Annotated in this window: 25 protein-coding genes, 1 pseudogene and 1 riboswitch; of the genes and pseudogenes, 10 read left to right on the top strand and 16 right to left on the bottom strand. The window is 36.3% G+C overall.

The annotated features are described in order from the left end of the window. Nucleotides 1–2: 2 nt before the first annotated feature. Together AC0OM3_RS25930 and AC0OM3_RS25925 are read left to right on the top strand one after the other, a co-directional pair. Nucleotides 3–1,112: a mandelate racemase/muconate lactonizing enzyme family protein gene (locus tag AC0OM3_RS25930; protein ID WP_474213230.1), complete on the top strand. Its 1,110-nt coding sequence runs from the start codon at nucleotides 3–5 to the stop codon at nucleotides 1,110–1,112. A 14-nt stretch (nucleotides 1,113–1,126) separates the two neighbouring features. Next, entirely contained in the window at nucleotides 1,127–1,822 is a 696-nt protein-coding gene (locus tag AC0OM3_RS25925; protein ID WP_474213229.1) for an N-acetyltransferase, read from the top strand. Nucleotides 1,823–2,041: 219 nt separating this feature from the next. Here AC0OM3_RS25925 and AC0OM3_RS25920 read toward each other — a convergent pair whose 3' ends face one another. The 4 genes from AC0OM3_RS25920 to rlmD all read right to left on the bottom strand — a co-directional run bounded on the left by AC0OM3_RS25920 (nucleotide 2,042) and on the right by rlmD (nucleotide 6,241). Continuing rightward, nucleotides 2,042–2,749: a M48 family metallopeptidase gene (locus AC0OM3_RS25920; RefSeq protein WP_474213228.1), complete on the bottom strand. Its 708-nt coding sequence runs from the start codon at nucleotides 2,747–2,749 to the stop codon at nucleotides 2,042–2,044. Nucleotides 2,750–2,844: 95 nt separating this feature from the next. Next, nucleotides 2,845–3,363, bottom strand: a complete 519-nt coding sequence (locus tag AC0OM3_RS25915; protein WP_001251741.1) for a YehS family protein — start codon at nucleotides 3,361–3,363, stop codon at nucleotides 2,845–2,847. A 350-nt stretch (nucleotides 3,364–3,713) separates the two neighbouring features. After that, nucleotides 3,714–4,703 (bottom strand): tRNA dihydrouridine synthase, encoded by a 990-nt coding sequence (locus AC0OM3_RS25910; RefSeq protein WP_474213227.1) that lies wholly within the window; start codon nucleotides 4,701–4,703, stop codon nucleotides 3,714–3,716. 161 nt (nucleotides 4,704–4,864) lie between these two features. After that, a complete protein-coding gene (gene rlmD, locus AC0OM3_RS25905) occupies nucleotides 4,865–6,241 on the bottom strand; it encodes a 23S rRNA (uracil(1939)-C(5))-methyltransferase RlmD (RefSeq protein ID WP_474213226.1) in 1,377 nt (458 codons plus the stop codon). A 121-nt stretch (nucleotides 6,242–6,362) separates the two neighbouring features. Further along, a riboswitch (purine riboswitch) is annotated at nucleotides 6,363–6,464 on the top strand. Between the two features lie 202 nt (nucleotides 6,465–6,666). On the opposite strand from rlmD, the gene AC0OM3_RS25900 reads away from it, so the two are divergent. Next, nucleotides 6,667–7,863 (top strand): NupC/NupG family nucleoside CNT transporter, encoded by a 1,197-nt coding sequence (locus AC0OM3_RS25900; protein ID WP_061883727.1) that lies wholly within the window; start codon nucleotides 6,667–6,669, stop codon nucleotides 7,861–7,863. A 51-nt stretch (nucleotides 7,864–7,914) separates the two neighbouring features. On the opposite strand, the gene AC0OM3_RS25895 is transcribed toward AC0OM3_RS25900, so the two are convergent. Further along, entirely contained in the window at nucleotides 7,915–8,622 is a 708-nt protein-coding gene (locus AC0OM3_RS25895) for a hypothetical protein (RefSeq protein ID WP_000875609.1), read from the bottom strand. Between the two features lie 217 nt (nucleotides 8,623–8,839). Between AC0OM3_RS25895 and AC0OM3_RS25890 the strand changes: the two genes are divergently transcribed. The 3 genes from AC0OM3_RS25890 to AC0OM3_RS25880 all read left to right on the top strand — a co-directional run bounded on the left by AC0OM3_RS25890 (nucleotide 8,840) and on the right by AC0OM3_RS25880 (nucleotide 11,589). Continuing rightward, a complete protein-coding gene (locus tag AC0OM3_RS25890) occupies nucleotides 8,840–9,013 on the top strand; it encodes a hypothetical protein (RefSeq protein WP_000643592.1) in 174 nt (57 codons plus the stop codon). A gap of 147 nt (nucleotides 9,014–9,160) precedes the next feature. Next, nucleotides 9,161–10,243: a polysaccharide deacetylase family protein gene (locus tag AC0OM3_RS25885; RefSeq protein ID WP_474213225.1), complete on the top strand. Its 1,083-nt coding sequence runs from the start codon at nucleotides 9,161–9,163 to the stop codon at nucleotides 10,241–10,243. Nucleotides 10,244–10,359: 116 nt separating this feature from the next. Continuing rightward, the gene (locus tag AC0OM3_RS25880; RefSeq protein ID WP_474213224.1) at nucleotides 10,360–11,589 is read left to right on the top strand and encodes an aminopeptidase; all 1,230 of its coding nucleotides are present in this window, start codon (nucleotides 10,360–10,362) and stop codon (nucleotides 11,587–11,589) included. 45 nt (nucleotides 11,590–11,634) lie between these two features. Here AC0OM3_RS25880 and AC0OM3_RS25875 read toward each other — a convergent pair whose 3' ends face one another. From AC0OM3_RS25875 to AC0OM3_RS25825, 11 genes and pseudogenes are all read right to left on the bottom strand, one after another. Continuing rightward, on the bottom strand, nucleotides 11,635–12,126 hold the full coding sequence (locus AC0OM3_RS25875) for a DUF4352 domain-containing protein (RefSeq protein ID WP_000915104.1): 492 nt from the start codon (nucleotides 12,124–12,126) through the stop codon (nucleotides 11,635–11,637). A 132-nt stretch (nucleotides 12,127–12,258) separates the two neighbouring features. After that, entirely contained in the window at nucleotides 12,259–12,582 is a 324-nt protein-coding gene (locus AC0OM3_RS25870) for a DMT family transporter (protein WP_000263262.1), read from the bottom strand. 47 nt (nucleotides 12,583–12,629) lie between these two features. Then, nucleotides 12,630–14,081 (bottom strand): NADP-dependent succinate-semialdehyde dehydrogenase, encoded by a 1,452-nt coding sequence (gene gabD, locus AC0OM3_RS25865; RefSeq protein WP_474213223.1) that lies wholly within the window; start codon nucleotides 14,079–14,081, stop codon nucleotides 12,630–12,632. Further along, nucleotides 14,074–15,441: a sigma-54 interaction domain-containing protein gene (locus AC0OM3_RS25860; RefSeq protein ID WP_000225140.1), complete on the bottom strand. Its 1,368-nt coding sequence runs from the start codon at nucleotides 15,439–15,441 to the stop codon at nucleotides 14,074–14,076. Before AC0OM3_RS25860 ends, gabD begins: the two co-directional genes overlap by 8 nt. 115 nt (nucleotides 15,442–15,556) lie before the next feature. Beyond that, a complete protein-coding gene (gabT, locus tag AC0OM3_RS25855; protein ID WP_002163831.1) occupies nucleotides 15,557–16,921 on the bottom strand; it encodes a 4-aminobutyrate--2-oxoglutarate transaminase in 1,365 nt (454 codons plus the stop codon). A 154-nt stretch (nucleotides 16,922–17,075) separates the two neighbouring features. Next, nucleotides 17,076–17,820: pseudogene (locus tag AC0OM3_RS25850) on the bottom strand (HAD family hydrolase). A 140-nt stretch (nucleotides 17,821–17,960) separates the two neighbouring features. Continuing rightward, complete coding sequence (locus tag AC0OM3_RS25845; RefSeq protein WP_000977679.1) at nucleotides 17,961–18,866, bottom strand: diacylglycerol kinase; 906 nt, start codon at nucleotides 18,864–18,866, stop codon at nucleotides 17,961–17,963. Between the two features lie 557 nt (nucleotides 18,867–19,423). Beyond that, nucleotides 19,424–20,851: an Asp-tRNA(Asn)/Glu-tRNA(Gln) amidotransferase subunit GatB gene (gene gatB, locus AC0OM3_RS25840; RefSeq protein ID WP_001047685.1), complete on the bottom strand. Its 1,428-nt coding sequence runs from the start codon at nucleotides 20,849–20,851 to the stop codon at nucleotides 19,424–19,426. Nucleotides 20,852–20,865: 14 nt separating this feature from the next. Next, nucleotides 20,866–22,323 (bottom strand): Asp-tRNA(Asn)/Glu-tRNA(Gln) amidotransferase subunit GatA, encoded by a 1,458-nt coding sequence (gene gatA / locus AC0OM3_RS25835; protein WP_000051441.1) that lies wholly within the window; start codon nucleotides 22,321–22,323, stop codon nucleotides 20,866–20,868. A 15-nt stretch (nucleotides 22,324–22,338) separates the two neighbouring features. Then, nucleotides 22,339–22,629 (bottom strand): Asp-tRNA(Asn)/Glu-tRNA(Gln) amidotransferase subunit GatC, encoded by a 291-nt coding sequence (gene gatC, locus AC0OM3_RS25830; protein ID WP_000086999.1) that lies wholly within the window; start codon nucleotides 22,627–22,629, stop codon nucleotides 22,339–22,341. 141 nt (nucleotides 22,630–22,770) lie between these two features. Next, complete coding sequence (locus AC0OM3_RS25825; protein ID WP_001254393.1) at nucleotides 22,771–23,007, bottom strand: YiaA/YiaB family inner membrane protein; 237 nt, start codon at nucleotides 23,005–23,007, stop codon at nucleotides 22,771–22,773. 231 nt (nucleotides 23,008–23,238) lie between these two features. Between AC0OM3_RS25825 and AC0OM3_RS25820 the strand changes: the two genes are divergently transcribed. From AC0OM3_RS25820 to AC0OM3_RS25805, 4 genes are all read left to right on the top strand, one after another. Beyond that, nucleotides 23,239–23,721, top strand: coding sequence for a MarR family winged helix-turn-helix transcriptional regulator (locus tag AC0OM3_RS25820; RefSeq protein ID WP_000942475.1), 483 nt, complete (start codon nucleotides 23,239–23,241; stop codon nucleotides 23,719–23,721). A gap of 76 nt (nucleotides 23,722–23,797) precedes the next feature. Further along, nucleotides 23,798–24,979, top strand: a complete 1,182-nt coding sequence (locus tag AC0OM3_RS25815; RefSeq protein WP_002181833.1) for an ArsA family ATPase — start codon at nucleotides 23,798–23,800, stop codon at nucleotides 24,977–24,979. Beyond that, nucleotides 24,972–25,163: a DUF3926 domain-containing protein gene (locus tag AC0OM3_RS25810; protein WP_000544110.1), complete on the top strand. Its 192-nt coding sequence runs from the start codon at nucleotides 24,972–24,974 to the stop codon at nucleotides 25,161–25,163. The genes AC0OM3_RS25815 and AC0OM3_RS25810 overlap by 8 nt, the downstream gene beginning before the upstream one ends. 62 nt (nucleotides 25,164–25,225) lie before the next feature. Then, nucleotides 25,226–25,690 carry an HXXEE domain-containing protein gene (locus tag AC0OM3_RS25805; RefSeq protein WP_002181829.1) on the top strand — a complete coding sequence of 155 codons (465 nt, stop codon included), beginning with the start codon at nucleotides 25,226–25,228 and terminating at the stop codon, nucleotides 25,688–25,690. Nucleotides 25,691–25,809: the final 119 nt, after the last annotated feature.

Raw genomic sequence — 25,809 nt, 5'->3', positions numbered from 1 at the left:
CAATGAAAATTACAGCTATTCATCTTTACGCAATTCGTTTACCGCTTCGCAATCCGTTTGTTATTAGTTATGGCTCTTATTCTGATATGCCCTCTATTATCGTCAAAATGGAAACAGATGAAGGTATTATCGGTTACGGTGAAGGCGTTGCTGATGATCACGTCACAGGTGAATCATGGGAAAGTACTTTCCATACTTTAAAACATACGCTAACCCTGGCCCTAATCGGACAAAATCCAATGAATATCGAAAAAATACACGACATGATGGACAATACAATTTACGGTGTTCCAACAGCGAAGGCCGCAATTGATATTGCTTGTTTTGATATAATGGGCAAAAAACTAAATCAACCTGTATATCAATTAATTGGCGGGCGCTATCATGAAGAATTCTCTGTCACTCACGTTTTAAGTATTGCCGATCCTGAAGATATGGCTGAAGAAGCTGCTTCTATGATTCAAAAAGGTTACCAATCTTTCAAAATGAAAGTTGGTACGAATGTAAAAGAAGATGTGAAACGTATTGAAGCTGTACGAGAACGTGTAGGAAATGACATTGCTATTCGCGTTGATGTAAACCAAGGCTGGAAAAATAGCGCAAACACATTAACAGCACTGCGTTCATTAGGACATTTAAACATTGACTGGATTGAACAACCTGTTATCGCGGACGATATTGATGCCATGGCTCATATTCGTTCTAAAACAGACCTCCCGCTTATGATTGATGAAGGATTAAAAAGTTCTCGTGAAATGCGCCAAATTATTAAATTAGAAGCTGCTGATAAAGTAAATATAAAACTAATGAAATGCGGCGGCATATATCCAGCTGTAAAGCTCGCTCATCAAGCAGAAATGGCAGGCATTGAATGCCAAGTGGGATCAATGGTCGAATCATCTGTTGCCTCTTCCGCAGGATTCCATGTCGCTTTCTCAAAGAAAATCATTACGAGCGTAGAGCTAACAGGACCATTAAAATTCACAAAAGACATCGGAAACTTACATTATGATGTACCATTCATTCGCTTAAACGAAAAGCCCGGACTCGGCATTGAAATAAACGAAGATACACTACAAGAACTAACCGTCTTTCAAGACGTTGTACGCTAAAGGAGGACTATCATATGACGGTTCTATACGAAGGAACATTAAAACAAAATAACGAATCATTTCACGTTACATTACTATCACTAGAGCACATCGAACAAATTTTATCACTACAAAACATCGTAGTTAAAGCATTAGAAGATAAAAGTCGTTTACAACCACTCTCACAAGAAGAATTTCAATACATTTTAGAAGGAAACGGCATGATGATCGGTGCTTTTATCGAAAACGAACTCATCGCATTTCGTGCCCTACTCGTCCCTCCTATCGACGAAGAACATTTAGGACTTGATATTGGTTTGCCAGAAAGTGAACTACACCGCGTCATCTATCAAGAAATCTCAAACGTTCATCCGAACTACCGAGGAAATGGTATGCAAAAAATATTAGCAAACGTCATCATGGACGAATTGCAAAAAGAAGACAGCAAATATGATTACGTATGCTGCACCGTTGCTCCTTTTAACATTCCGAGCTTGAAGGATAAGTTTACGCAAGGGATGGAGATTGCTGCGCTGAAGGAGAAGTATGGTGGTAGTCTGCGGTATGTTTTTGTGAAGGAATTGCGCAGAGATAAGGAAAACGATTGGACAGATGTTCAAAGTATTCTAATGAGTGATGCTAGTGGACAGCAGGCTTTGCTTTCGGAGGGGTATCGTGGGTATGAGATGGCGAAAGTGGATGGGGATTTTGTTGTGATGTTTGGACGATAATCTATATGGTCGAAAAGAGGAGATGTCTGCTGTGACCTCTTCTCTTTTCGATTTGTTGAACAATCCTGTAGTAAATGAAATTATATCAACGATTTTTCGAATATATCTATCATAACTTACAATATATCAACGATTTTTAAAATATATCTATCAAAACTCACAATATATCAACGATTCGACAAGAAATATCGATTTACAGACAAAAATCGATATCCCTTCCTAAACCGTCATCTTCCAACTAGATAACGCTAACCAATTCTCCATTTCCTTATAATCAGGCATTATCTTCCCGACAAGACGCCAAAAAGAGCGATCATGATTTAAATGAACCATATGACACATTTCATGAACGACTACATAGTCAATTACTCGCTGTGGTGCCATTGCTAGCTTCCAATTGAATGTTAGTTGTAAATTTGAATCGCAAGTACCCCAAGTACGACTACTATCTGTAATACGAATAGAACGTGGTTTTGTTTTGAAATTACTTTGATACGCTTTAATACTCTTCTCTACTAAAGTTTTACACTGCTTATAATAAAATCGTTTTAAAGCTTGTTGTATTTTCTCATCCTTAAGCTCTTTCACATAAATATGTAACTTATCTCCTTCAAAAATTGCATTGTCTTGCTCAATGCTTGCATCTTGGGAAATCTGTATCGGATACGTATTCCCTAAATACAAAAAGCCCTCTCCTTGATCGTAATCCTTTTCCTGTGGTCCATGCGCTCGCTCCTGCATTTCCTTACGTGTTGTCTGAATCCAATCCCACTTCTCCTCTAGCAACTGGACTAAGTATTCAACAGGTGTTCCTTTCGGAGCTTGCACTTCCACATTTCCGTATGAATCTACAAAAAGACGCACGGACTTTTTCTTCTTATAAGTTATATGAAAATTAATTGTCTCACCTAAATATGTATGTACCATTTCATCACCTAGCATAGTATTTTTACAAATAAAAAAGAGTAGGATACAAACGTCCTACTCTACCTATTATATCATTTACTGCTTTAACGAACTCATTATCCTCTATACTTTACAGCTAATCCTTTAATGAAATTCCTTGCGTATTTATCGCCGCACTCTTTGTAATTTTTATGGCCTTTTTTTCTTAACAGAGCGCCTAACTCTCCTTTTGTTACCGTAACGCCCACGCTATCTAATATATCAAGTACATCCTCACTCGTTAAAGATAGTGCGATTTTCATTTTCTTTAGAAGAAGGTTATTGGCACTCTCCTTGCTCTGTACAGGTGCAGGCTGCCCTGGTTTTGGATCTTGCTTCCCTCTTTTTAAAGTAATAAATCCATTTAAAAACGCCTCTAACATCATCATATCGCATGTTAATACGTACTCATCTTCGATTACATCAGGGTTTTCAGGCTCGTGCTGAGGCTCTCTTTTTATTTTTGTAAGCATATCAACTACATCTTCTTTCGTTACTTCCATCCCGCCAAGTTTAAAGATTTCCACCATATCTATATCTCTTATATCTAAAGCGTATCTTACTCTTTTTAATATATCGTTGTTGCTCATTGCCATTGGGTTTCCTCCTGAAATGTTGATTATTTATTCAGCGGTTAAAGTTTATGCTATAACCTGCTTTAAATTATCATGTTTAATCTAACCTTTTAGTTATTGTCCGCTAAATTAATACTTTAACATTTTAAAGATATGTTTTATAGTCTTACCCGAACTTTTCTCTATCATTGTATCTACAGAGCTCTTACATGTTTTTTATATGCCTATAAAAAGATTTCTCTCTTAACATTAACTAAAAGAAAAAAACAGTGCTTTGATTTCTCAAATACACTGTTCTTTTCCAGCTCTGCACTTATTTTCAACTCACTCATGTCATGCACTACATATGAAATGATTTAACTGCTTAAAAGTTAAACCGTCTCACTATCCCTAGCCTCACCAACACTATCCTCAAACTTATCCAACAAAGCACGCACCTCATCCGTCGACTTCGTGCTCATCAATTGATTTCTCAATTCCGCAGCTCCTGGGAAGCCCTTCACATAAATTTTGAAGAAGCGGTGAAGCCCTGTGATTGAGCGTGGCAGTACTTCTGCATATTGATCTTGTAAATCAAGTTGTAGTCTTAAAAGATCTAGATGTTCTTTACTGCTATGCTCTCTTGGCTCTTTTTCAAACGCAAATGGATTTTTGAAGATGCCTCGTCCGATCATTACGCCATCAATGCCGTATTTTTCAGCAAGTTCCAGTCCCATTTTACGATCAAGGATGTCTCCATTGATTGTTATTAACGTATTGGGTGCAATGCGGTCACGTAATTTTTTGATTTCCGGAATTAGTTCCCAGTGCGCATCTACTTGGCTCATTTCTTCTCTTGTGCGTAAATGAATAGAAAGATTTGCAATATCTTGTTTGAAAATATGCGTTAACCAATCTTCCCATTCGCTTAACTCTTTAAAGCCCAGTCGTGTTTTTACGCTGACAGGTAGTCCGCCCGCTTTTGCTGCTTGAATAAGTTCTGCCGCAACGTCTGGACGTAGAATAAGACCACTACCTTTTCCTCTTGATGCTACGTTCGGTACAGGGCAACCCATGTTAATATCGATGCCTTTAAATCCTAGCTCTGCCATACCGATACTCATTTGACGGAAGTATTCGGGATTGTCTCCCCAAATATGTGCCACCATCGGTTGTTCATCTTCTGTAAAAATTAAACGGCCACGTACACTTTTCATACCTTCTGGATGACAATAGCTATCCGAGTTTGTAAACTCTGTGAAGAATACGTCCGGACGACCAGCTTCACTTACTACGTGACGGAAAACAACGTCTGTCACATCTTCCATTGGTGCAAGTACGAAAAATGGTCGTGGTAATTCACGCCAAAAATTATCTATCATTTCAAATTCAAATCCTCTCACTATGAATACAATTTCAAAATCTCAATTTATAATTTGTGAAAATCAGCAATATTTATTTTAACTAAAATCGCTTATGAATGGTATTTTTGTAAACCAAAAAGCAGGTGGTATAGATTTTTTCTATATCAACTGCTTTCCTATTATACTAACTTAAGCCAAGCCACACACTCCACATGCGTCGTATGCGGGAACATATCAACAGGTTGTACTTCCTGTGTTTTATATCCGCCTTCTTCTAGTACTTTTAAATCACGTGCTAATGTTGCTGGGTTACATGATACGTATACGACGCGGTTTGGCTTCATGTCGATGATTGTGTTTAGTAATGCTTCGTCACAGCCTTTACGCGGTGGGTCTACGACCATTGTGTCAGCAATTACGCCTTCTTTGTACCATTTTGGAATGACTACTTCTGCTTCTCCTACCCCAAATTCAGCGTTTGTCATGTTGTTTAGTGTTGCATTTCGGTTTGCGTCTTCAATTGCTTCTGGGACGATTTCAACGCCGTACACTTTTTTCGCTTTTTGCGCTAGGAATAACGAGATTGATCCGATTCCGCAATAGGCATCAATTACTGTTTCGTTACCATTTAATTTTGCGTATTCTAACGTTTTATCGTATAGCACTTTCGTTTGTTCTGGGTTTACTTGATAGAATGAACGTGCTGAAATCGCAAATTTAATGTCACCGATAAAGTCATAAATATATTCTGATCCGTACAGTACTGTCGTTTTATCTCCGAAAATTACATTCGTACGCTTCGTATTTACGTTTTGAACAATCGATTTTACTTCTGGAAATTTCGCTGCAATTTCTTCAATAATTGCTTTTTTGTTTGGTAGTTCTGCTGTACGTGTAATGAAGACAAGCATAATTTCCCCTGTTACTTGTCCATAACGAGCCATTACGTGACGAAGTGTTCCTTTGTTACGTTCTTCGTTGTACGCAGTGATACCATGCTTTTCACAAATACGTTTTACTTCTTGAATTAATGTATCGTTTTCTTCTGCCTGAATTAAGCATGATTCCATATTAATGATGTCATGCGTTCCTTGGCGATAGAAACCAGCTACAAGCCCACCTTCACGTTCTCCGATTGGTACTTGTGCTTTATTGCGGTATACCCACGGATTCTTCATACCAAGTACAGGATGAACAGGAACATCGCCTAGTCCTCCGATGCGCTGCATAACGTCACGTACTTGTTTTTCTTTCGCTTGTAATTGTCCTTCATAAGTTAAGTGCTGAAGCTGACAACCGCCGCACTGATTATATACTGGGCATTCAGCATCTTTACGATATGGACTTTCTGTATGAAGCTTCATTAAACGACCAAATGCGAAGTTTTTCTTCACTTTAATAATTTTAATTTGCGCTTCTTCACCTGGTAATCCGTTTTTAACGAAAATAGGATAGCCCTTTACTTTCGCAACACCGGCACCATCATGTGTTAAATCTTCAAATACTACATCTATAAACTCGTTTTTCTCAACTGGTGGCGTCATTTTAGTACTCATTTTCCGACCTCTCTTTTTCATAACACTGCGTTACATTTTATCATACTTATATGGTCTTTTTCTATTGGAAGAAAAAAAGCTATTGACGATACTTCTCTGTTAATGTTACGCTACTACTAATTTAATACGGACGATGTTACCTCATATATACTTGATAATATGGATCGAGAGTTTCTACCCGGCAACCTTAAATTGCTGGACTATGGGGAAAACTAATGAATATTAGCCTATGCGCAAAAAAGGACTCATATTGATTAGCTTTCTCTCATAGATGAAAGTGAATCCATATGGGTCTTTTTTTATTTTTATTTTTCTAAAAGGTCAGACATCTTACGTATGACATAAAACCTCATTCCTTTATTTTTAGTAATATAACGAGCGTTTTATGTACAAACTTTATACGAACTTCTGAAAGGGGCAACTACATGCAATATGTAATGAGCATTATCGGTATTATTGCCGTGTTAGGTTTATGTTTTGCTTTGTCAAACAACAAAAGTAAAATCAACTTCCGTGCAATTGCAATTATGATTGGTTTCCAAATTTTAATCGGTTGGTTTATGTTTGCTACAAAGATTGGTCAACAAATCATTATTTTCATTAGTAAAGTTTTCAACAAACTAATTAAACTTGGTACGACAGGTGTCGATTTTCTCTTTAATGGAATTCACAGAGATTTTGTCTTTTTCTTAAACGTATTATTAATCATCGTATTTTTCTCAGCACTACTTTCAATCTTTAGTTATTTAGGTGTTTTACCATTCATCGTTCGCGTTGTCGGCGGTGCAATTTCAAAAATTACTGGTTTACCACGCGTTGAGTCATTCCACGCAGTAAACTCTGTATTCTTCGGTTCAAGTGAAGCATTAATCGTTATTAAAAACGATTTACAGCATTTCAATAAAAACCGTATGTTTATCATTTGTTGTTCTGCGATGAGCTCCGTTTCTGCTTCTGTTACAGCATCATACGTAATGATGTTAGATGCAAAATACGTACTAGCAGCTCTTCCGCTAAACTTATTCTCAAGCTTAATCGTTTGTTCGTTATTAACACCAGTTGATACGAAGAAAGAAGATGAAGTGATTCAGAAATTTGATAGAACTCTATTCGGAGACAGCTTTATCGGCGCAATGATTAACGGTGCGCTTGATGGTTTAAAAGTAGCTGGTATCGTTGCCGCATTAATGATCGCCTTTATCGGTGTGATGGAAGTTGTAAACTACGTAATTAGTGCAGCTTCAGGCGCAATGGGACATGCTGTTACTTTACAACAAATCTTCGGTTACGTACTTTCTCCATTCGCATTCTTAATGGGTATTCCAGCTCAAGATATTATCCCAGCTGGTGGTATTATGGGTACGAAGATTGTTTTAAACGAGTTTGTAGCAATCCTTGATTTAAAAGACACAGCTACAACATTAGCTCCACGTACAGTTGGAATCGTTACAGTATTCTTAATTAGCTTCGCAAGTATTAGCCAAATTGGTGCAATCGTTGGTACAATCCGTGCCCTTTCTGAAAAACAAGGAAGCGTTGTTTCTAAATTTGGTTGGAAAATGCTATTTGCATCAACACTTGCTTCTATTTTATCTGCGACAATCGCTGGATTGTTTATTTAATAAAAAATCACCTTTGCTTAGACAGCAAGGTGATTTTTTTATTATCATCATTTAAGAAACTGAAGAAAACTCTAATGCCTCTTCCTTATTAATAATTTCCCCCTTATATTTACCTTTCACCGAAATATCAATAATTGATTTATTTTCTGCTTCCATTTTCCCTAAAGAAAATATATATATTAAATCATCTTTTTTTAACATCCATTGTTTTCCGTGCCAAGGACCAGTTAACTTCTGTTCTGGTGACGCCAGTATTTCTCCAAAATATTCACATTCGCCTAGAGATGTTTTTACTGTATTCTTCTTCGTATTAATAACTACATATTTAAGGAGCTTTATACTTTCACTTGAAAAAATCTCTACTTCATGATCATTTTTTTTCTTAAATTTCAGCTTTCCATCTTTTGTATTAACCAATTTACTTTGATCAATTGCATTTAGTACAAACTCATACTCTTCTTTTGTAACACCGAAATTAGGGTGATATGGAAAACTTTTTTTCTCTGCATGTTCTTCTACATATTTTAAATACCATTCCATATTACTCGCTAGATGCTCTCTCATTCTTTGACCAATACTCCCTACCTTTTTAAGAGTATCTGGTTCCATCTCTAGTGTCATAATATCCGCCGTCACTTCCGCATTCATAAGATGCGATGGAATATACTCTTCCACACTATTCGCTTTACTCACTTCACTTTGGCAACCAACTATAAATAGTGATATGAAAAAGATATATATTATTTTTTTATATTTCATTTCTATTCTCCACTCCATACATTGTTCTTACTTAGTTTTATAGCGGTTTTTATTATAGTATAAAATCTTTATATTTTAATAAAATCCATATCTGTATGCAAAATTGCATATTAATAAGTCTTCTTCTTACTTTAAAATTAGCTTAAATCACTTTCCAAATTATACAAATAACAAGTTTAAAATGTTATAATTTTCAAAAAAACCATTGGAGGATATTATGAAAGCCCACGCAATTTTCGATTTCTTACATTTACTAGTCTTAACGCTGAAAAGCTATTATGTATGGGGAATGCCTATCTATGTCTTCATTATTCCTCTTATTTTTGTAGTCGGTTATATTATTATTAATTCTAATAAGAAACAAAAAAATACATCTATTCAAAGTCACTAATCTATTACCTTAATAGCCTCCTAAAAATCATATTCCCCTCATTTTCTTCAAATGATATGATGAACAAGGGTATATCCCCACCACTCTTATAGCGGTGGGGATTTTAATGTCAATATGCAACATACTACACAATAGAAGGTGATTTTCATGAGAAAATACGCAGCAATTGCTTTATGTACGTCTGCCATTCTAGCAGGCTGCAATACTAGCAATGTAAGCCAAGAACCTAAAAAAGAGAAAAAGGTTCAAGAAGTAGCTATACAAAAAGAGACTCTACACGAACAAGGTAACATTTCTTATACTCCCATCACACACGAATCTACAAACACAAGTATTCATATTACAGACTTAAAAGATTCTTTAAATGAAGTACAATATAAAATTTGGCGCACAGCTGATGGAAAGGAACGTGCTAAATCTTTTTCTTCTAAAGAAAAGGAGAAACAATTTACAATTCCTTTTGACATAAAAGAATTTGAAGGAAAACGCGGTGAGTTCCAAATTGAAGCAACAGGAATGAAAGAAGATGGGAAAACAATCCCGCTTACGAAATCTACTATTACTTTCGAACAAAAGGTTCCTGTTCTTATGTATCACGCAATCGATGATTATCATGGTCAAGGTATTAAAGACTTATTCGTATCACCAGCTAACTTTGAAGCACAAATAAAATATTTAAAGGATAATGGTTATACGCTTTTAACGTTTGAACGCTGGGGCGATATAAATAAAGTAAATAAGCCGATTTTTGTTACATTTGATGACGGTATGAAAAATAATATGAATGCATTTCGCATTTTACAAAAGCTAAAAGATGATACTTTTAAAACGGCAGCAACAGAATATATGATTGTTGATAACGTTGATGTAGAAGGAGCATTGTCTACTTCTGAAATAAAAGAAATGGTTGATTCCGGCATTTTCTCGGTGCAATCTCATACTGCAACACATGCAGACTTACCGAAAATTACAAACTATGAGGAAGAGTTAAAAGGTTCAAAAGAAAAGCTAGAAAAAATAACAGGTAAGCCTGTTATCGCGATTGCTTATCCATTCGGTCATGTAGATGATAAGGTTGTTACAGAAACGAAGAAGTATTATCAATTTGCGACGACGACAAAGCCTGGCCAATTCATTACGAAGGGTGAACCTGATGAATTGTTAAAGATGAAGCGCGTTCGTATACACCATACAACGACTGTAGAGCAGTTTGCTTCTTCAATTAAGTAAATATAAGGGCTCAACACATTTTGAGCTCTCTTTTTACTTTATATTTATATATATTTTTAGAATTTTCTTGTATTATATATAGTAAGAAATCTTTCAAATTAAAGGAGATTATACATATGTCATTTGAACAAACGTTAGAGAAATATGCTGCTCTTGCAGTTAATGTTGGTGTTAATATTCAACCTGGACAAACTTTATCAATTAGTGCACCTCTTGAAGCTGTACAATTTGTACGCCTCGTTACAGAAAAAGCATATAAATCTGGTGCAAAACACGTATATGTAGATTGGAATGATGAGACGTTAACACGCTTAAAATTCGATCTAGCTCCTGAAGAAGCTTTCGCTGAATTTCCATCTTGGAAAGCACATGCTCGTGAAGAATTAGCAAAAGAAGGCGCTGCATTTATGTCTATCTATGCAGAAAACCCTGATTTATTAAAAGGTGTAGAACCATCGCGTATCGCAACAGCTCATAAAGTAGCTGGAGAAGCAATGAAAGTATACCGTGATTACGTACAAGCAGATAAAGTAAGTTGGTGTGTCATTTCTGTTCCTACGAAAGAATGGGCTGCGAAAGTATTCCCTGACGTAGCGCCAGAAGAACAAGAAGCAAAGTTATGGGATGCTATTTTCAAAGCTACTCGTGCTGATTTAGAAAACCCTGTAGAAGCATGGAAAGAACATGATGAAACATTACATACAAAAGTGGATTACTTAAACGAAAAGCATTATAAAGCTCTTCACTATACAGGTCCTGGAACAGATTTAACAATCGAACTTCCAGAAAAACATGTATGGGCTGGTGCTGGTAGCTTAAATGAAAAGAACGTACCATTTATGGCTAATATTCCAACTGAAGAAGTATTTACAATGCCACTTAAAACAGGTGTAAACGGCCAAGTTTCTAGTACAAAACCGTTAGTATTTGCAGGTAATATTATCGATAATTTCACGTTAACATTTGAAAACGGACGTATCGTAGACTATAAAGCTGAAGTTGGTGAAGAAGCTTTAAAACATTTAGTAGAAACAGATGAAGGTTCTCACTTCTTAGGGGAAGTAGCTTTAGTACCTCATGACTCACCAATTTCAAACACAAATGTTTTATTCTACAATACACTATTTGACGAAAATGCATCTTGCCACCTTGCGATTGGAAATGCTTACGCATTTAACTTAGTTGGCGGAAAAACAATGTCTAAAGAAGAACTTGCTGAAAACGGCGCAAACGCTAGTATCACACACAACGACTTTATGATTGGATCAGCTGAGCTTGATATTGACGGTATTACTGCTGATGGCAGACATGAGCCTATCTTCCGTAAAGGTAACTGGGCGTTTTAAATCTATTACCATAAAGAAACACATTGGATAATCCAATGTGTTTCTTTATTTATTTGGTTTCAATTCAAATTTTATCGTTCTATTTTCACGCGTAAACTCCGGTCTATACGTAGCGATATACGTATTTTCTTTCGCTACGTCAAATAGCATGATATCTTGAATTTTTTCATCTGGTGCTAACTTTTTACTAATAAAGCTATCAGGGTTATTATATTCTTTAAATCTTGTACCTTTCTTATCGGTAATCTCAAATTCATAAAATGCAAAAGGTATTTCCTTTTTACTATTATTTTCTACTTTGAAAATAATCCCCAAAATCTCCTCTTTCTTTTTATCCTCATCATAATCCGGATATCCTAATTTAACTGAATCGATAGTTACTTGCAAACCATCTACGTCTACTGTCTCCCCTATTTTATACACTTTATCTTGAACATCTTCTTGTTTACTTTCATTACTATCTTTAGTCTCAGTGCAAGCACTTAAACTAAAAGCTATGCCAAAAATTAAAACAATTTGACTTACCTTTTTTAACATACTCTTTCCTCCACATAAGACAATATTTCATATGTATTATAACAAAACGCTTTACTCTTTCTTGTCATATTTTGTCGTATTAATTGCTAACTGCACAAATAGAAAAAAGCTATCTTCTACAAAAGATAGCTTTCAGGATGCCGATGAAACCTTAAGCCCAATGACACCCAAAACAATAAAAAGAATACAAAATGCTTGAAATAAACTAATATGCTCTTTAAAAAAGTACACACTAATGATTGTAATAAGTAATGTTCCAACGCCAGACCAAATAGCATAAGCAATACTTAAATGAATCTTCTTCACAACGATGGCGAACACACTGAAGCAAATTCCATAAAATACGAAAATCAATACACTTGGAACGAGCTTTGTTAAACCATTTGATAGTTTCATCGCAATTGTTCCAGCCACTTCAAAAATAATTGTAACAAGTAATAATAGCCAATATACCATACTAGAATCTCCTTCTCTGTTACCTTATAGAGATTCTAGTATACTACTTATAGTCCTAATGAAATATATTTAATTTCTAAATATTCCTCGATGCCGAAATGGCCTCCTTCACGGCCGATACCACTTTCTTTAAAGCCACCGAATGGTGCTTGTGCAACTGATGGAAGACCGTCATTTAGACCGATAATACCGTACTCTAACGCTTCACTAATTTGGAATGCTTGGCTAATGTCTTTCGTGAAAATATACGCAGCTAAACCGTATGGTGTATTATTTGCACGTTCGATTACTTCATCAACTGTTTTAAATTTCGCAACTGGTGCCACTGGCCCAAATGTTTCTTCATTCATACAAAGCATCGTATCATTTGCCAACCCAATTACAGTCGGTTGAATGAAATGTCCCTCTAACTCTGCGACCTTTTCACCACCATATAAAACGGTTCCACCTTTTTGAATAGCATCTTCAATATGTTCTTGTACTTTTGAAACTGCATTCTCATCAATAAGTGGTCCGACAGTCGTTCCGTCACCGAAACCGTCTCCTACTTTCAACTGCCCTACTGCCCTTTGGAACTTCTCTACAAATACTTCGTATACTTCTTCTTGAACGAATACTCGGTTTGTACATATACACGTTTGTCCTGCGTTACGGAATTTCGAACCAATCACCGCTTCTACTGCTTTATCTAAATCTGCATCATTCATTACAATAAACGGAGCGTGACCACCTAACTCAAGTGAAACTTTTTTCATCGTTTGCGCCGCACTAGCCATTAACTCTTTCCCAATTTCCGTTGACCCTGTAAAGGACACTTTTCGAACGCGACTATCTTCCATCCATGTATCAGCAATTGCTTTTGCACTACCTGTTACGATATTAATTACACCCTTTGGAATATCCGCTTCATGAGCTAATTCAGCTAATTTTAATGCAGTTAGCGGCGTTTGACTTGCCGGTTTCACAACGGCTGTACAGCCTGCTGCAAGCGCTGGGGCTACCTTTCTCGTAATCATAGCAGCTGGGAAGTTCCAAGGTGTAATAGCTGCCATAACGCCAACTGGTTGCTTCATAACTAAAATGCGCTTATTCGGATGAGAAGCAGGAATCATTTCACCATACACACGTTTCCCTTCTTCTGCATACCATTCAACAAAACTATTTGCATAATTTACTTCACCAAGCGCTTCTGCAAACGGCTTTCCTTGTTCCTTCGTCATAATCGCTGCGATCTCTTCTTTATTTTTATCAATAAGCATGAACCACTTTTTTAACTTCGTTGCACGATCTGCTGCCGTTAACTTAGACCACGTTTTAAAAGCTTCATGTGCAGCATCAACAGCTTGCTTTGCCTCTGTTACTCCGCCTTTTGGTACAGTTGCAAATATTTCCTTCGTCGCAGGATTATTTACTTCAATTTGTTCTTGTAGTGTAATCCACTCACCATTTATATACATCGCCTTTCTATCTATACTTACGAAAGTCGCCTTTTTATCCAATGTTTTCTTCCTCCTCTATGAACTTCTTAATTTTCCTAGTAGCAGCAGATTGACTAATTTGCAAAAACTCAGCTACTTTATAACTTGATCCATACGTTTTATACGCTTTAAGAATAATATTTCTCTCTACCTCTTCCAGCATTTTATAAAGGCTTTGCCCCGATTGTTCAACTGCAGCCTCTTGCATAGAGAGTGGCAAATCCTCTACCGTTACAACATCATCGACAGTAATAACAATTCTCTCAATTACATTCTCTATTTCTCTATTGTTTCCTTCCCACGGATATCCAACAAACATTTGTAACGTACTCGGCGCTAGTTTCACATCACGTCCGTATTTTTTATTAAAGTGCTGCAAGTAATGATAAATAAGCGGTAAAATATCTTCTGTCCTTTCCCTAAGCGGGGGAATTGCAATTGGAATGACATTCAAACGATAGTATAAATCTTTCCGAAATGTTCCTTGTTTCACCATCTCACTTAAATCTCTATTTGTTGCTGCCACAATTCGAACATCCACTTTTTTTAATTCTCTTCCGCCTATAGGACGAAATGTTTTTTCTTGCAATACTTGCAAAAGCTTCGCTTGAATTTCAATCGGCATTTCACCGATTTCATCTAAAAAAAGAGTTCCTTTATGCGCGGATTCTAATAGTCCCTTTTTCCCTTCACGATTCGCACCTGTAAAAGATCCACCTGAATATCCAAAAAGCTCTGATTCAATTAAATTAGTTGGCAATGCCGCACAATTAATTTCATAGAAACTTTCATTCTTACGGTGACTCACTTCATGTAAATGGCGTACTAATCGACTTTTCCCAACTCCAGTTTCGCCTAAAACGAGAACAGTACTATCCACTACAGATACTTTTTTAATTGTATCGACTATTTTTTGCATAGCTAGACTTTTAAAAATAAGTCCTTCATGCTCATATGTTTCTCTTAATTCTTTTTTATATGTTTTTAGCTGATTATCCATTTCCTCTACCTTTTGACGTAATTGATAGAGTTCAGTAAGGTCCCGAGAATAACTAATCACTCTTCTTAAATTTCCCTCATCATCAAAAACAGGCCTTGTACGAACGTGTAAATACTCTCCTGATTTTGTAGTTTGAACGAGTTCAATTGGCCTCTTTTTTTCAATCACTTCTAATGTCGCTGATGGATAAAAGATTCCATCCTTTTGTAGTTCTTTTACATGCTTACCCACTAACTCTTCGGCAGCTAGTTGGTAGTGCCTTTCACATGTACTATTTACACGCACAACGATTCCCTGCTCATCTGTAACAAAAATTTCGTCAAACGCATATTCAAATACATCTTTTAAATCCATTAAAACTCGTTCCTTTTCTGCAACCATCCTAGCCACCCCTAACTTCAAATCCATCGATCCACTTCACTACCTTTATTATAAAGTGAATTTTCTGTATTTAATATAGAGTCAGCTAGAATGTTTGCTATTTATCCTTCAGTTTTTAAACACGAGCTATGTTTGTTTGCTCATAACAAGCTTGCAATGATTCTTCAATTATTGTTAAACCTTCTTCAAGTTGCTCATCTGTAATAACTAAAGGCATTAACACACGGATAACATTTCCATATGTTCCTGCTGATAATAACAGTAACCCACGCTTATTTGCTTCTGCACATAGATTAGCCGTTAACGTTTTGTCAGGTGCTTTCGTCTTACGGTCTTGAACGACCTCAAATGCACACATTGCTCCTAACCCACGCACATCACCAATGCAATGATATTTATTTTTCATCTCTTCGAATCGGTTCATTACGACTTTTCCTAATTCTATCGCTCTATCATTTAAATTCTCTTTTTCTATTACATCCAGTACTGCTAATGCTGCCGCACATCCTAATGGACTTCCTGCATACGTTCCACCAAGTTCACCTGGTGCAGATTCATTCATAATTTCTTTACGTCCAATGACACCACTTATCGGTACACCAGCCCCTAATGATTTAGACACTGTAATTAAATCTGGAACGACATCATAGTGATCAATTGCAAAATATTTTCCTGTACGACTAAAGCCTGTTTGTATTTCATCCGCTACAAATAAAATGCCGTTCTCTGAACAAATGCGGCGTACTTCTTGAACAAATTTCTTACTTGGGACGATAAATCCACCTTCCCCTTGAACAGGTTCCATTACAACAGCTGCGATTGTTTCTGGTGCTACTTCCGATATGAAGAAGTTCTTAAACTCTTCAATAATAAAATCATCATACTGCTCTTCCGTTAATCCCTCTGGGCGACGGTATTCGTATGGAAATGGCGCTTTATATACTTCTGGAGCAAAGGGACCAAACCCAAATTTATATGGCTTCACTTTACTTGTCATCGTCATTGTCATTAATGTACGCCCGTGGAAACCTTTAGAAAATGCGATAATACCAGGTCTCTTCGTATATTTACGAGCGATCTTCACCGCGTTCTCAACTGCTTCTGCACCACTATTTAAAAAGAGGACTTGCTTATCGAAACTTCCCGGTGCCAATGCCGCAAGCTTTTCCGCTAATTCAATATATGGCTCATACATCATGACATTAAATCCAGTATGAATGTATTGATCGACTTGTTTATGGAGCGCTTCTTTAACCGTTGGATGACAATGCCCTACGTTAATTGTCCCAATTGCTCCTGCAAAATCAATGTACTGATTACCATCAACATCCGTTACAAGAGCACCATTGGCAGATTGTACAAACGTTGGGATGCCATTACTTACTCCTTTTGGTACTATATTTTGACGGCGTTCTAATAAAGATGCCGCTTTCGGTCCTGGAATTTGTTCATTTACTTTAGCAAATTTTTTTGTGTTCATTGCGTACCCCATCCTTTTCTTTACATTGTTTTCTCTTTTTATTGCAAAATGTATGCCAACTTTCTTTTCTAGCATTTATCCTATATTCTTTGTATCCAGGCATAAAAAATAAGTCTATAAAGACTCATTAAGAGTCTTTATAGACTTATTTTCCTTACACATTAGACTTTTCTTTCTCCCAGAAAAACTTCACCCGATTGAGAAATAAACTCTCCAACAGAATCTAACACTAAATCAGCAAGTGGTTCTAATGTTGGACGGTCTCCCGTACCAGATAGCACCCCAATTGCATAGCAATCGCCATTTTTGGCTAAATGTAAATCAGTTGGCGTATCTCCAACAACCGCAACCTCACATGATTCTAAATTAAATTTCTCACAAAACACTTCTATAATCTTTTTATCTGGTTTTTGCGCAGGGAATGTATCCGAGGCTATAATATAATCAAAAAAGTTCTCCAACTTATATTGTTTTAAAAATAATTCTGTTGGTGCGAAATCATCTGCCGTGACAACCCCTAATATAAATCCTTTATCTTTTAATGCCTGTAACACTTTCGGTAAATCTGCTGTCATTTTCATATGCGAACGATGCTCATACATAAGGGAAAATAACTTCTCACTTACCCAATGGTGCATCTCTTCTTCTCTAGCAGACTCAATATAATTACAAAGCCCCTTCGCTACATCAAGGCTTGTTCCAGCAGCTATTGCACTCCTCGGATTAACAAATGCTCCCTCTACACCAATCTCTTCTAATAAGGTCTGCCCTATTGTACTTGGTAAATGATATAAACTTATACATTCAGCTACAAGTTCTTCAGCTACTTTTATCCATATTGAATGAAAATCCATTAATGTCCCATCTTTATCAAATAGTATTGCTTTTACCTTCTCCATAGCATCCTACCTCTCGTTTCTTATCTCCTCCAGTGTATCAATAAAATATGGATGTAAAATAAAAGAATTGTAAAAATACCATAAAAATCAAACTAACTCCCAATTTACAATTCATTTTAACAAAGTAAAAAAGGATGCCTTTACAGGGCATCCTCTTGATGTTCAGGAACAAATAGTTCTAAACAATGATATATATTTTCGAATTCCATCGGTGCATCTCCACCATACTCACCATCTAAATTAATCATTAGTTTATCTGGTGAATGTACTTTAATTCGGTTCGCTTGTGTATATAACACTTTTGGATTATTAATATGTTCACCACGTTGTGCTTGTGTTGCTGCTTTAATTAAATCAGCGATAGAACCTTTTTTCAGTACTAATAGGTCAAATAACCCATCGTTAATAGATGCATACGGTGCTACCTTTTCAAATCCACCTACTGAACGAGTATTCGTAATTAAAAACATCGTAATTTCTTCTTGTAGTAACTTTCCATCATACTCAATTTCAACATATGTCGGATGCAATGATGGTAACATCTCGATACCTTTTAGGTAATAAGCAAGTTGTCCTAATACTGTCTTTAACTTACTCGGTACTTCGTATGTTAATTCTGTAATACGACCGCCACCAGCGATGTTAATAAAATATGTATCGTTCGCTCTACCAAGGTCTAATGGCACTGTTTTTCCTTCGCAAATAATATCTGCTGCCTCTTCAATAGAACGAGGTACACCAATTGCACGTGCAAAGTCATTTGTCGTTCCAACTGGAATAATTCCAAATTTCGGACGGAATTCATGCCCAACTAAACCGTTTACTACTTCATTTAATGTACCGTCGCCACCAGCCGCAATAACAACATCAAACTTACGATCCGCAGCTTGCCTCGCCGCCACAGTAGCGTCTCCAGGACCCGTTGTCGCATGACAAGATGTCTCATAGCCAGCTTGTTCTAATTTTTGTAATACTTCTGGTAAGCTCTTCTTAAATAGCTCACGCCCAGAAGTAGGATTATAAATAATTCTTGCTCGCTTCATCATTTATTAGCACAGGAAATTTCTTTATGTATCGAAAAAGAACATACTGAACTTCTATTCAGTATTCCCATGCCTACCTCCTCTCATCTTGCTATCCTTCTTTTATCCCGCTCAAACAGGCAGTAAGAACCCGATTCGTGTAGTCCATCAAAAGTAAATATTCATTTCAATGGTTTTTTATTTGACTCCAAAATTTATCCCGCTATTTGCGGGCAGTAAATGCCCAATTGGTGAGGGCTAATAATCAGCTTTGGATGAACCTCCTACTGATTAAAGTTTCACTTTATTTCTATCCATTCTTCCATAAAAATTTACATATAACGAATAATAACTATCTATTATTTCATGAGATGAAAAAAACCTCTATGTTTAGATTTATCATTATTCCCACCTTTTTGCAACTATCATACCATAGTTGCTATACAAACATTTTTCCACTTTTGACAGTTAATCAAACGTTTGTTTAAACGATTTTGTCTCATTTAAACAAACGTTTGATTAACCTAGAAAAACACCCATGTACGGGTGTTTTTCTGCTTAATCTTTAAAAGTCACTACTATTATCGCTTATTAATCTCTTCAAGTAAGATTTTGTTAACAAGTGGTGGATTTGCTTGTCCTTTTGTAGCTTTCATAATTTGACCAACTAAGAAGCCAATTGCACGGTCTTTACCGTTTTTAAAGTCTTCGATAGATTGCTCATTATTATCAAGAATTTCTGTTACAACTTTACGAAGTGTACCCTCGTCAGAAATTTGAACAAGACCTTTCGCTTTAACGATTTCTTCTGGGTCTCCACCTTTTTCAATTAATTCGTTAAATACTTTCTTCGCGATTTTAGAAGAAATTGTACCTTTTTCAATTAATTGAACCATTTTAGATAAACCAGCAGGCGTTAATGCAACGTCTTTTAATTCTTTTTGTTGTTTGTTTAAGTATGCAAGTACTTCACCCATTAACCAGTTCGATGTTAATTTCGCATCAGCACCGTCTGCAACAGTTGCTTCAAAGAAATCAGACATCTCTTTCGTTAATGTTAACACGTGTGCATCATAAGCTGGTAAGCCTAATTCTGCAACGTAGCGAGCTTTACGTGCATCTGGAAGTTCTGGAATAGAAGCTCGAACTGCTTCTTTCCACTCATCATCGATGTAAAGTTCAACTAAGTCTGGCTCCGGGAAGTAACGGTAATCGTCAGATCCTTCTTTCACACGCATTAAGATTGTTTTCTTTGTTGCTTCATCATAACGACGTGTTTCTTGTTGGATGATGCCACCAGATAACAGTTCTTTTTCTTGGCGCACTTGCTCATGCTCAAGACCTTTTTGTACGTAAGTGAATGAGTTTAAGTTTTTCAGTTCCGCTTTTGTACCGAACTTCTCTTGTCCAACTGGACGAAGAGAAATGTTCGCATCACAACGTAAGGAACCTTCTTCCATCTTACAATCAGATACACCGGTGTATTGAATGATTGATTTTAACTTCTCTAAGTATGCATATGCTTCTTCTGGCGTACGCATATCTGGCTCAGATACGATCTCGATTAAAGGCATACCTTGACGGTTGTAGTCTACTAATGAACCATCAGCTGTATGCGTTGATTTACCAGCATCTTCTTCTAAATGAAGACGTGTAATACCGATACGTTTCTTTTTACCGTCTACTTCGATTTCAATCCAACCATTTTCACCAATTGGCTTATCAAATTGAGAGATTTGGTAAGCTTTCGGGTTATCTGGATAGAAATAGTTTTTACGGTCAAACTTCGTTTCCGTTGCGATTTCACAGTTTAATGCCATTGCAGCTTTCATTGCAAAGTTAACTGCTTCTTTATTTAAAGTAGGAAGTACCCCTGGGTATCCTAAGTCAATTACACTTGTTTGTGTATTTGGCTCCGCTCCGAATTCTGTTGGACTCGCAGAGAAAATTTTCGAATTTGTTTTTAACTCAACGTGAACCTCTAAACCAATAATTGTTTCTAAATTCATCTATGCTCGCCTCCTTACAGACTTGCTTTTTTTGTATGATAGTCTGTTGCTTGCTCAAACGCATGTGCAACGCGGTAAATAGTCGCTTCATCGAAGTGTTTACCAATGATTTGTAAACCAAGTGGCATGTTGTTAGCACCGAATCCACATGGAACAGAAATCGCTGGAACACCCGCTAAGTTTACTGGGATTGTTAAAATGTCATTTGCATACATTGTCATTGGATCATCAACTTTTTCGCCCACTTTAAATGCCGGAGTTGGCGTTGTTGGTCCAATAATAACATCATAGTTAGCAAATACATTTTCAAAGTCGTTCTTAATTAATGTACGTACTTGTTGTGCTTTTTTGTAATATGCATCATAGTAACCAGAGCTAAGCGCAAATGTACCAAGCATAATACGACGTTTAACTTCATCACCGAAACCTTCACTACGTGTGTTTTTGTAAAGATCTAATAAGTTATTTACATTATCAGAACGAACACCGTAACGCACGCCATCAAAGCGTGAAAGGTTTGCAGATGCTTCAGAAGAAGATAGTAAGTAATACGTTGCTAGAGCGTATTTAGAGTGTGGAAGCGATACTTCCTCCCAAGTTGCGCCCATACCTTCTAATACTTTTAAAGCAGCTAGTACTGACTCACGAGCTTCTTCGCCAACACCTTCGCCTAAGTATTCTTTCGGTACAGCAATGCGTAAACCTTTAACATCGCCTGTTAAACCAGCTAAATAGTTTCCAACTTCAACGTTTGCAGAAGTTGCATCCATGCGGTCAATACCTGAAATAGCTTGTAATAAGTATGCATTGTCTTCTACTGTACGTGTAATCGGTCCGATTTGGTCAAGTGAAGATGCGAATGCTACTAATCCGTAACGAGATACGCGTCCATAAGTTGGTTTTAAACCTACAACACCGCAATATGCAGCTGGCTGACGGATAGAACCACCCGTATCAGAACCTAGAGAGAATAGTACTTCTCCTGCTGCTACAGCTGCTGCAGAACCACCACTAGATCCGCCCGGAACGTAATCTAAGTTCCATGGGTTTTTCGTAGCGTAGAATCCTGAGTTTTCATTTGAAGAACCCATTGCGAACTCGTCCATGTTTAATTTACCGATTGTAATTGTGTCAGCAGCTTTTAGCTTTTGCACAACTGTCGCATCATAAATTGGATCGAAGTTTGCTAACATTTTGCTCGCACAAGTTGTACGAAGACCGTTAGTTACAATGTTATCTTTTACACCAATTGGCATACCGAATAATAAACCATTATCTTCAGCGCCGATTTTTGCATCTAATTCTTTCGCTTTTGCGCGTGCATTTTCTTCATCTAATGTAAGAAAAGCTTTTACGTTATCTTCAACATCCGCAATACGTTTGTAAGATTCTTCTACTAAATCCGTAACGGAAATTTCTTTGTTGTTTAACTTCTTATGTAACTCTGATACTGAATGATCAAATAATGACATCGAAATTCCCCTCCTCTATTCTAATACTGCTGGAACACGGATTTGATTATCTTTGTGATCCGGTGCATTTTTTAATACTTCTTCAACTGGTAAACCTTTTTCTGGTACATCTTCACGCATAACATTTTTCATAGTTAATACATGAGTTGTTGGTTTTACATCTGTTGTATCTAATTCATTTAACTGTTCTGCAAATGTAACAATTGCATCTAGTTGTTTTTGAAATTTTTCTGCTTCTTGATCAGTAATTGCAAGACGTGCTAAATGTGCTACGTGCTTTACATTCTCAACGGAAATTCTTGACACGGCTAGGCCACCTCCATAATATATCGTTCAATCTACAATACTATTGATGATACCAAATTTTCAGTACTTCAAGCAAGTCAACACAGAGTACTTACGCCATTTTTACATAAAAAAAGAAAGGCAAATGCCTTTCTTTACAATTTACTCTTTATCTAACGGTTTATTTTTCGGAAATCTCTCGTTATCTTCTTCATTATCACGAATTGTTTTTTGTAATACAAAACAAGACATCGTTAAAAATAATGTTCCAATTAAATAGTATCCTTTTACACTAAGCGTTTCATCTAACGTATAAATCCCAATTAGCATACCTGAAAGTGCACAAACAAATGAAGTCCATGCTAAAAACGTGAACGCTTGCGTATTACGTCTTCTCATCGTTCTCCCCCTCGTTAGCTGTATACCCATTATAGATAAGTATATTTACCATGATGGATTTTTATGTAAATTCTAGTTTTATATTTATAAATCTATCATAAAAGAATACTATTTTAAAGAAAGTTTTCTGCCTAATCTGAAAAAATAATTAAAATCATTGACAATTATTTCTATTCTACATAAAATAAAAATAAATATTACGAACCTCGAAATATACGGGAGTGGAATTAATTGTTGCAATATGAACATTTTTTAGACTTACTGCTAGATAACGCCAAGAAACTTTTCTATCCTGAAGAATGGGTAAGCCTAGATTTAACACTTTCTAAAACAGAAGTATTTTGTTTACTTTGGATGGAACGAAATACAGATATTACAATGACGAAAATTGCTGATCTTCTTGATATACCGATGAGTACAACAACGGGCGTTGTAAATCGTCTTGTAAAAAAGGGATATATTGAACGCTACCGTGATGAAAATGACCGACGTATTGTATTAATTCGGTTAACAGAAAACGGCGTAATGCTCGTTCAAGAATTAAAACAAAATGCGGCCCATTACTTTAGCTTAGTAACAGAAGCATTATCAGAAGAAGAAAAAGCATTCTTACTACAAATCTTCCAAAAAATCATGGATCACATCGCTACGTCACAGCAAAAAACAGAAGAAAAGATTTCTACACCTAAAATGAAAAACATTCCGATTGAATAAAACCCTATCTGGGTTTTTATTCAATCATTTACTTCGACACTCGTAATATTCGACATTCGAAACAAAGGGGATATGAATGATGAGAATTATCTTGTATACAGGTAAAGGCGGCGTAGGAAAAACTAGCATTTCAGCAGCAACAGCAATTCAAAGTGCGAAACAAGGATTAAAAACATTAGTAATGAGCACAGATCCTGCTCATAGTTTAGGAGATTCATTTGGTATAAAGCTATCTTCTGAGCCATTAGAAGTTCGTAAAAATTTGTGGGCACAAGAAATTAATACGATTTATGAGATGGAAAAAGGCTGGGGAAAATTACAGAAATATATTACACTACTCTTCACTTCCAAAGCAGCCGATGATATTACAACAGAAGAATTAACGATGTTTCCCGGTATGGAAGATTTAATTAGCCTACTTCGCGTACTCGATTATTATAAACAAAACACATATGATGTTATCATTATTGATTGTGCCCCAACAGGAGAAACATTAGCAATGCTAAGCTTTCCAGACATGCTCGGCTGGTGGATGGAAAAATTATTTCCTATTAAAAGAAAAGTTTTAAAAGTCGTTCGTCCTGTAGCTCAACCACTCCTTGGTGTCCCTCTTCCAACCGACGATATTATGGACGAATTAACAAGTACACTTGAACAGCTCGGAGAAATGAGAGATATTTTATCAAATCGAGAAGTAACAAGTATCCGCATCGTTGTAAATCCTGAAAAAATGGTCATTAAGGAAGCCCAGCGCAGCTTTACTTATTTGAATTTATACGATTATAACGTAGATGCCATTATGATTAACCGCGTCATCCCTAACACTGTCACCGATCCTTATTTTCAGGCATGGAAAGATGCACAGAAGAAATATAAAACATTAATTCAAGATAGTTTTCAACCCCTTCCTATTTACGAAGCTCCAATGTTTGAACAAGAAGTTGTTGGTTTGTCTATGTTAGAACGTGTAGGAGATTCTTTATTTAAAACTGATCATTCCCCTACAGAAGTGAAATTTAACGGGCGCACTCAATATGTAAAAAAGGATGGCGATGAGTATATTTTCGTTCTGTCCATTCCCTTCTCAAACAAAAGTGAACTTTCCTTAAATCAAAAAGGTGATGAACTTATTATTCGAGCGGGTTCTGTTAAACGGAACATCACGTTACCAAAAACATTAACACACCTTTCTATTCAAGGAGCAAAATTTGATGAAGATGTACTAAATATTCGGTTTGGAGGTGTAGTCCATGCATGAGGAATTACTACGAAGGGTAATTCGTACAAAAGTAAAAGTCGGGATGCATATATTAGAAGAGCTACCTAATCCAATCCAGCAATCCGCTAAGCAAATATTAAATATTTTACAAGAGGAACTAGCTGCTTATTCGATAGAACGAGAGCATCATGAAGTTAATTTAAAAAATATCATAATTGATTAACTATCTCTGTATAGATGGCCTTTTTTTAGGCTTTCTATACTTTATTGGAGTGATGTAAATTGATGAAAAAACATTCCACTACTATACTCTGGATTATTCCCTTATTATTTTTCATTCATAACCTTGAAGAAGCTTTCCAAATGCCACAATACCTTGCTAATCAATTTTCAATCCGTCTTATAACTAGCCAACAATTTTTCATTGCCATTTCCGTATTAACAATCTTTGTATTACTTATCGTCTTTCTATATCAACTTAACTTCTTGTCTTCTATATGCTGGATTATTTTTATACAAGGGGCCATCTTCTTCAACTCTGTTCAACATATTATTTTGTTTTTCATTTATCGCTCCTATAACCCCGGCGTAATATCCGCATTTTTCATTACTCTCTTTTCTATTTTCTTTTTTTTATCAAAAAAACACTTAATTCATCAAAAGCAATTCGTAATTACACTCCTTTTCAGCTTATTTTCTTATCCCATTATAATTTGGATTACCTTACTACTCGCTAGCTGCTTTCAGTAATAAAAAAAGACCAGGAAAACTCCTGGTCTATTACTCTACTTAACAAACATTGGATTCTATATTATACAGAATTGGAAGGTACAGAATTATGGTTTGTTTTGTTTGTTAAGTAGATTATA

The sequence above is a fragment of the Bacillus sp. FAU20 genome (genome assembly GCF_056033865.1).
Note: the sequence above shows the minus strand (reverse complement) of the source record. Positions and strands in the feature narration are given on the sequence as shown.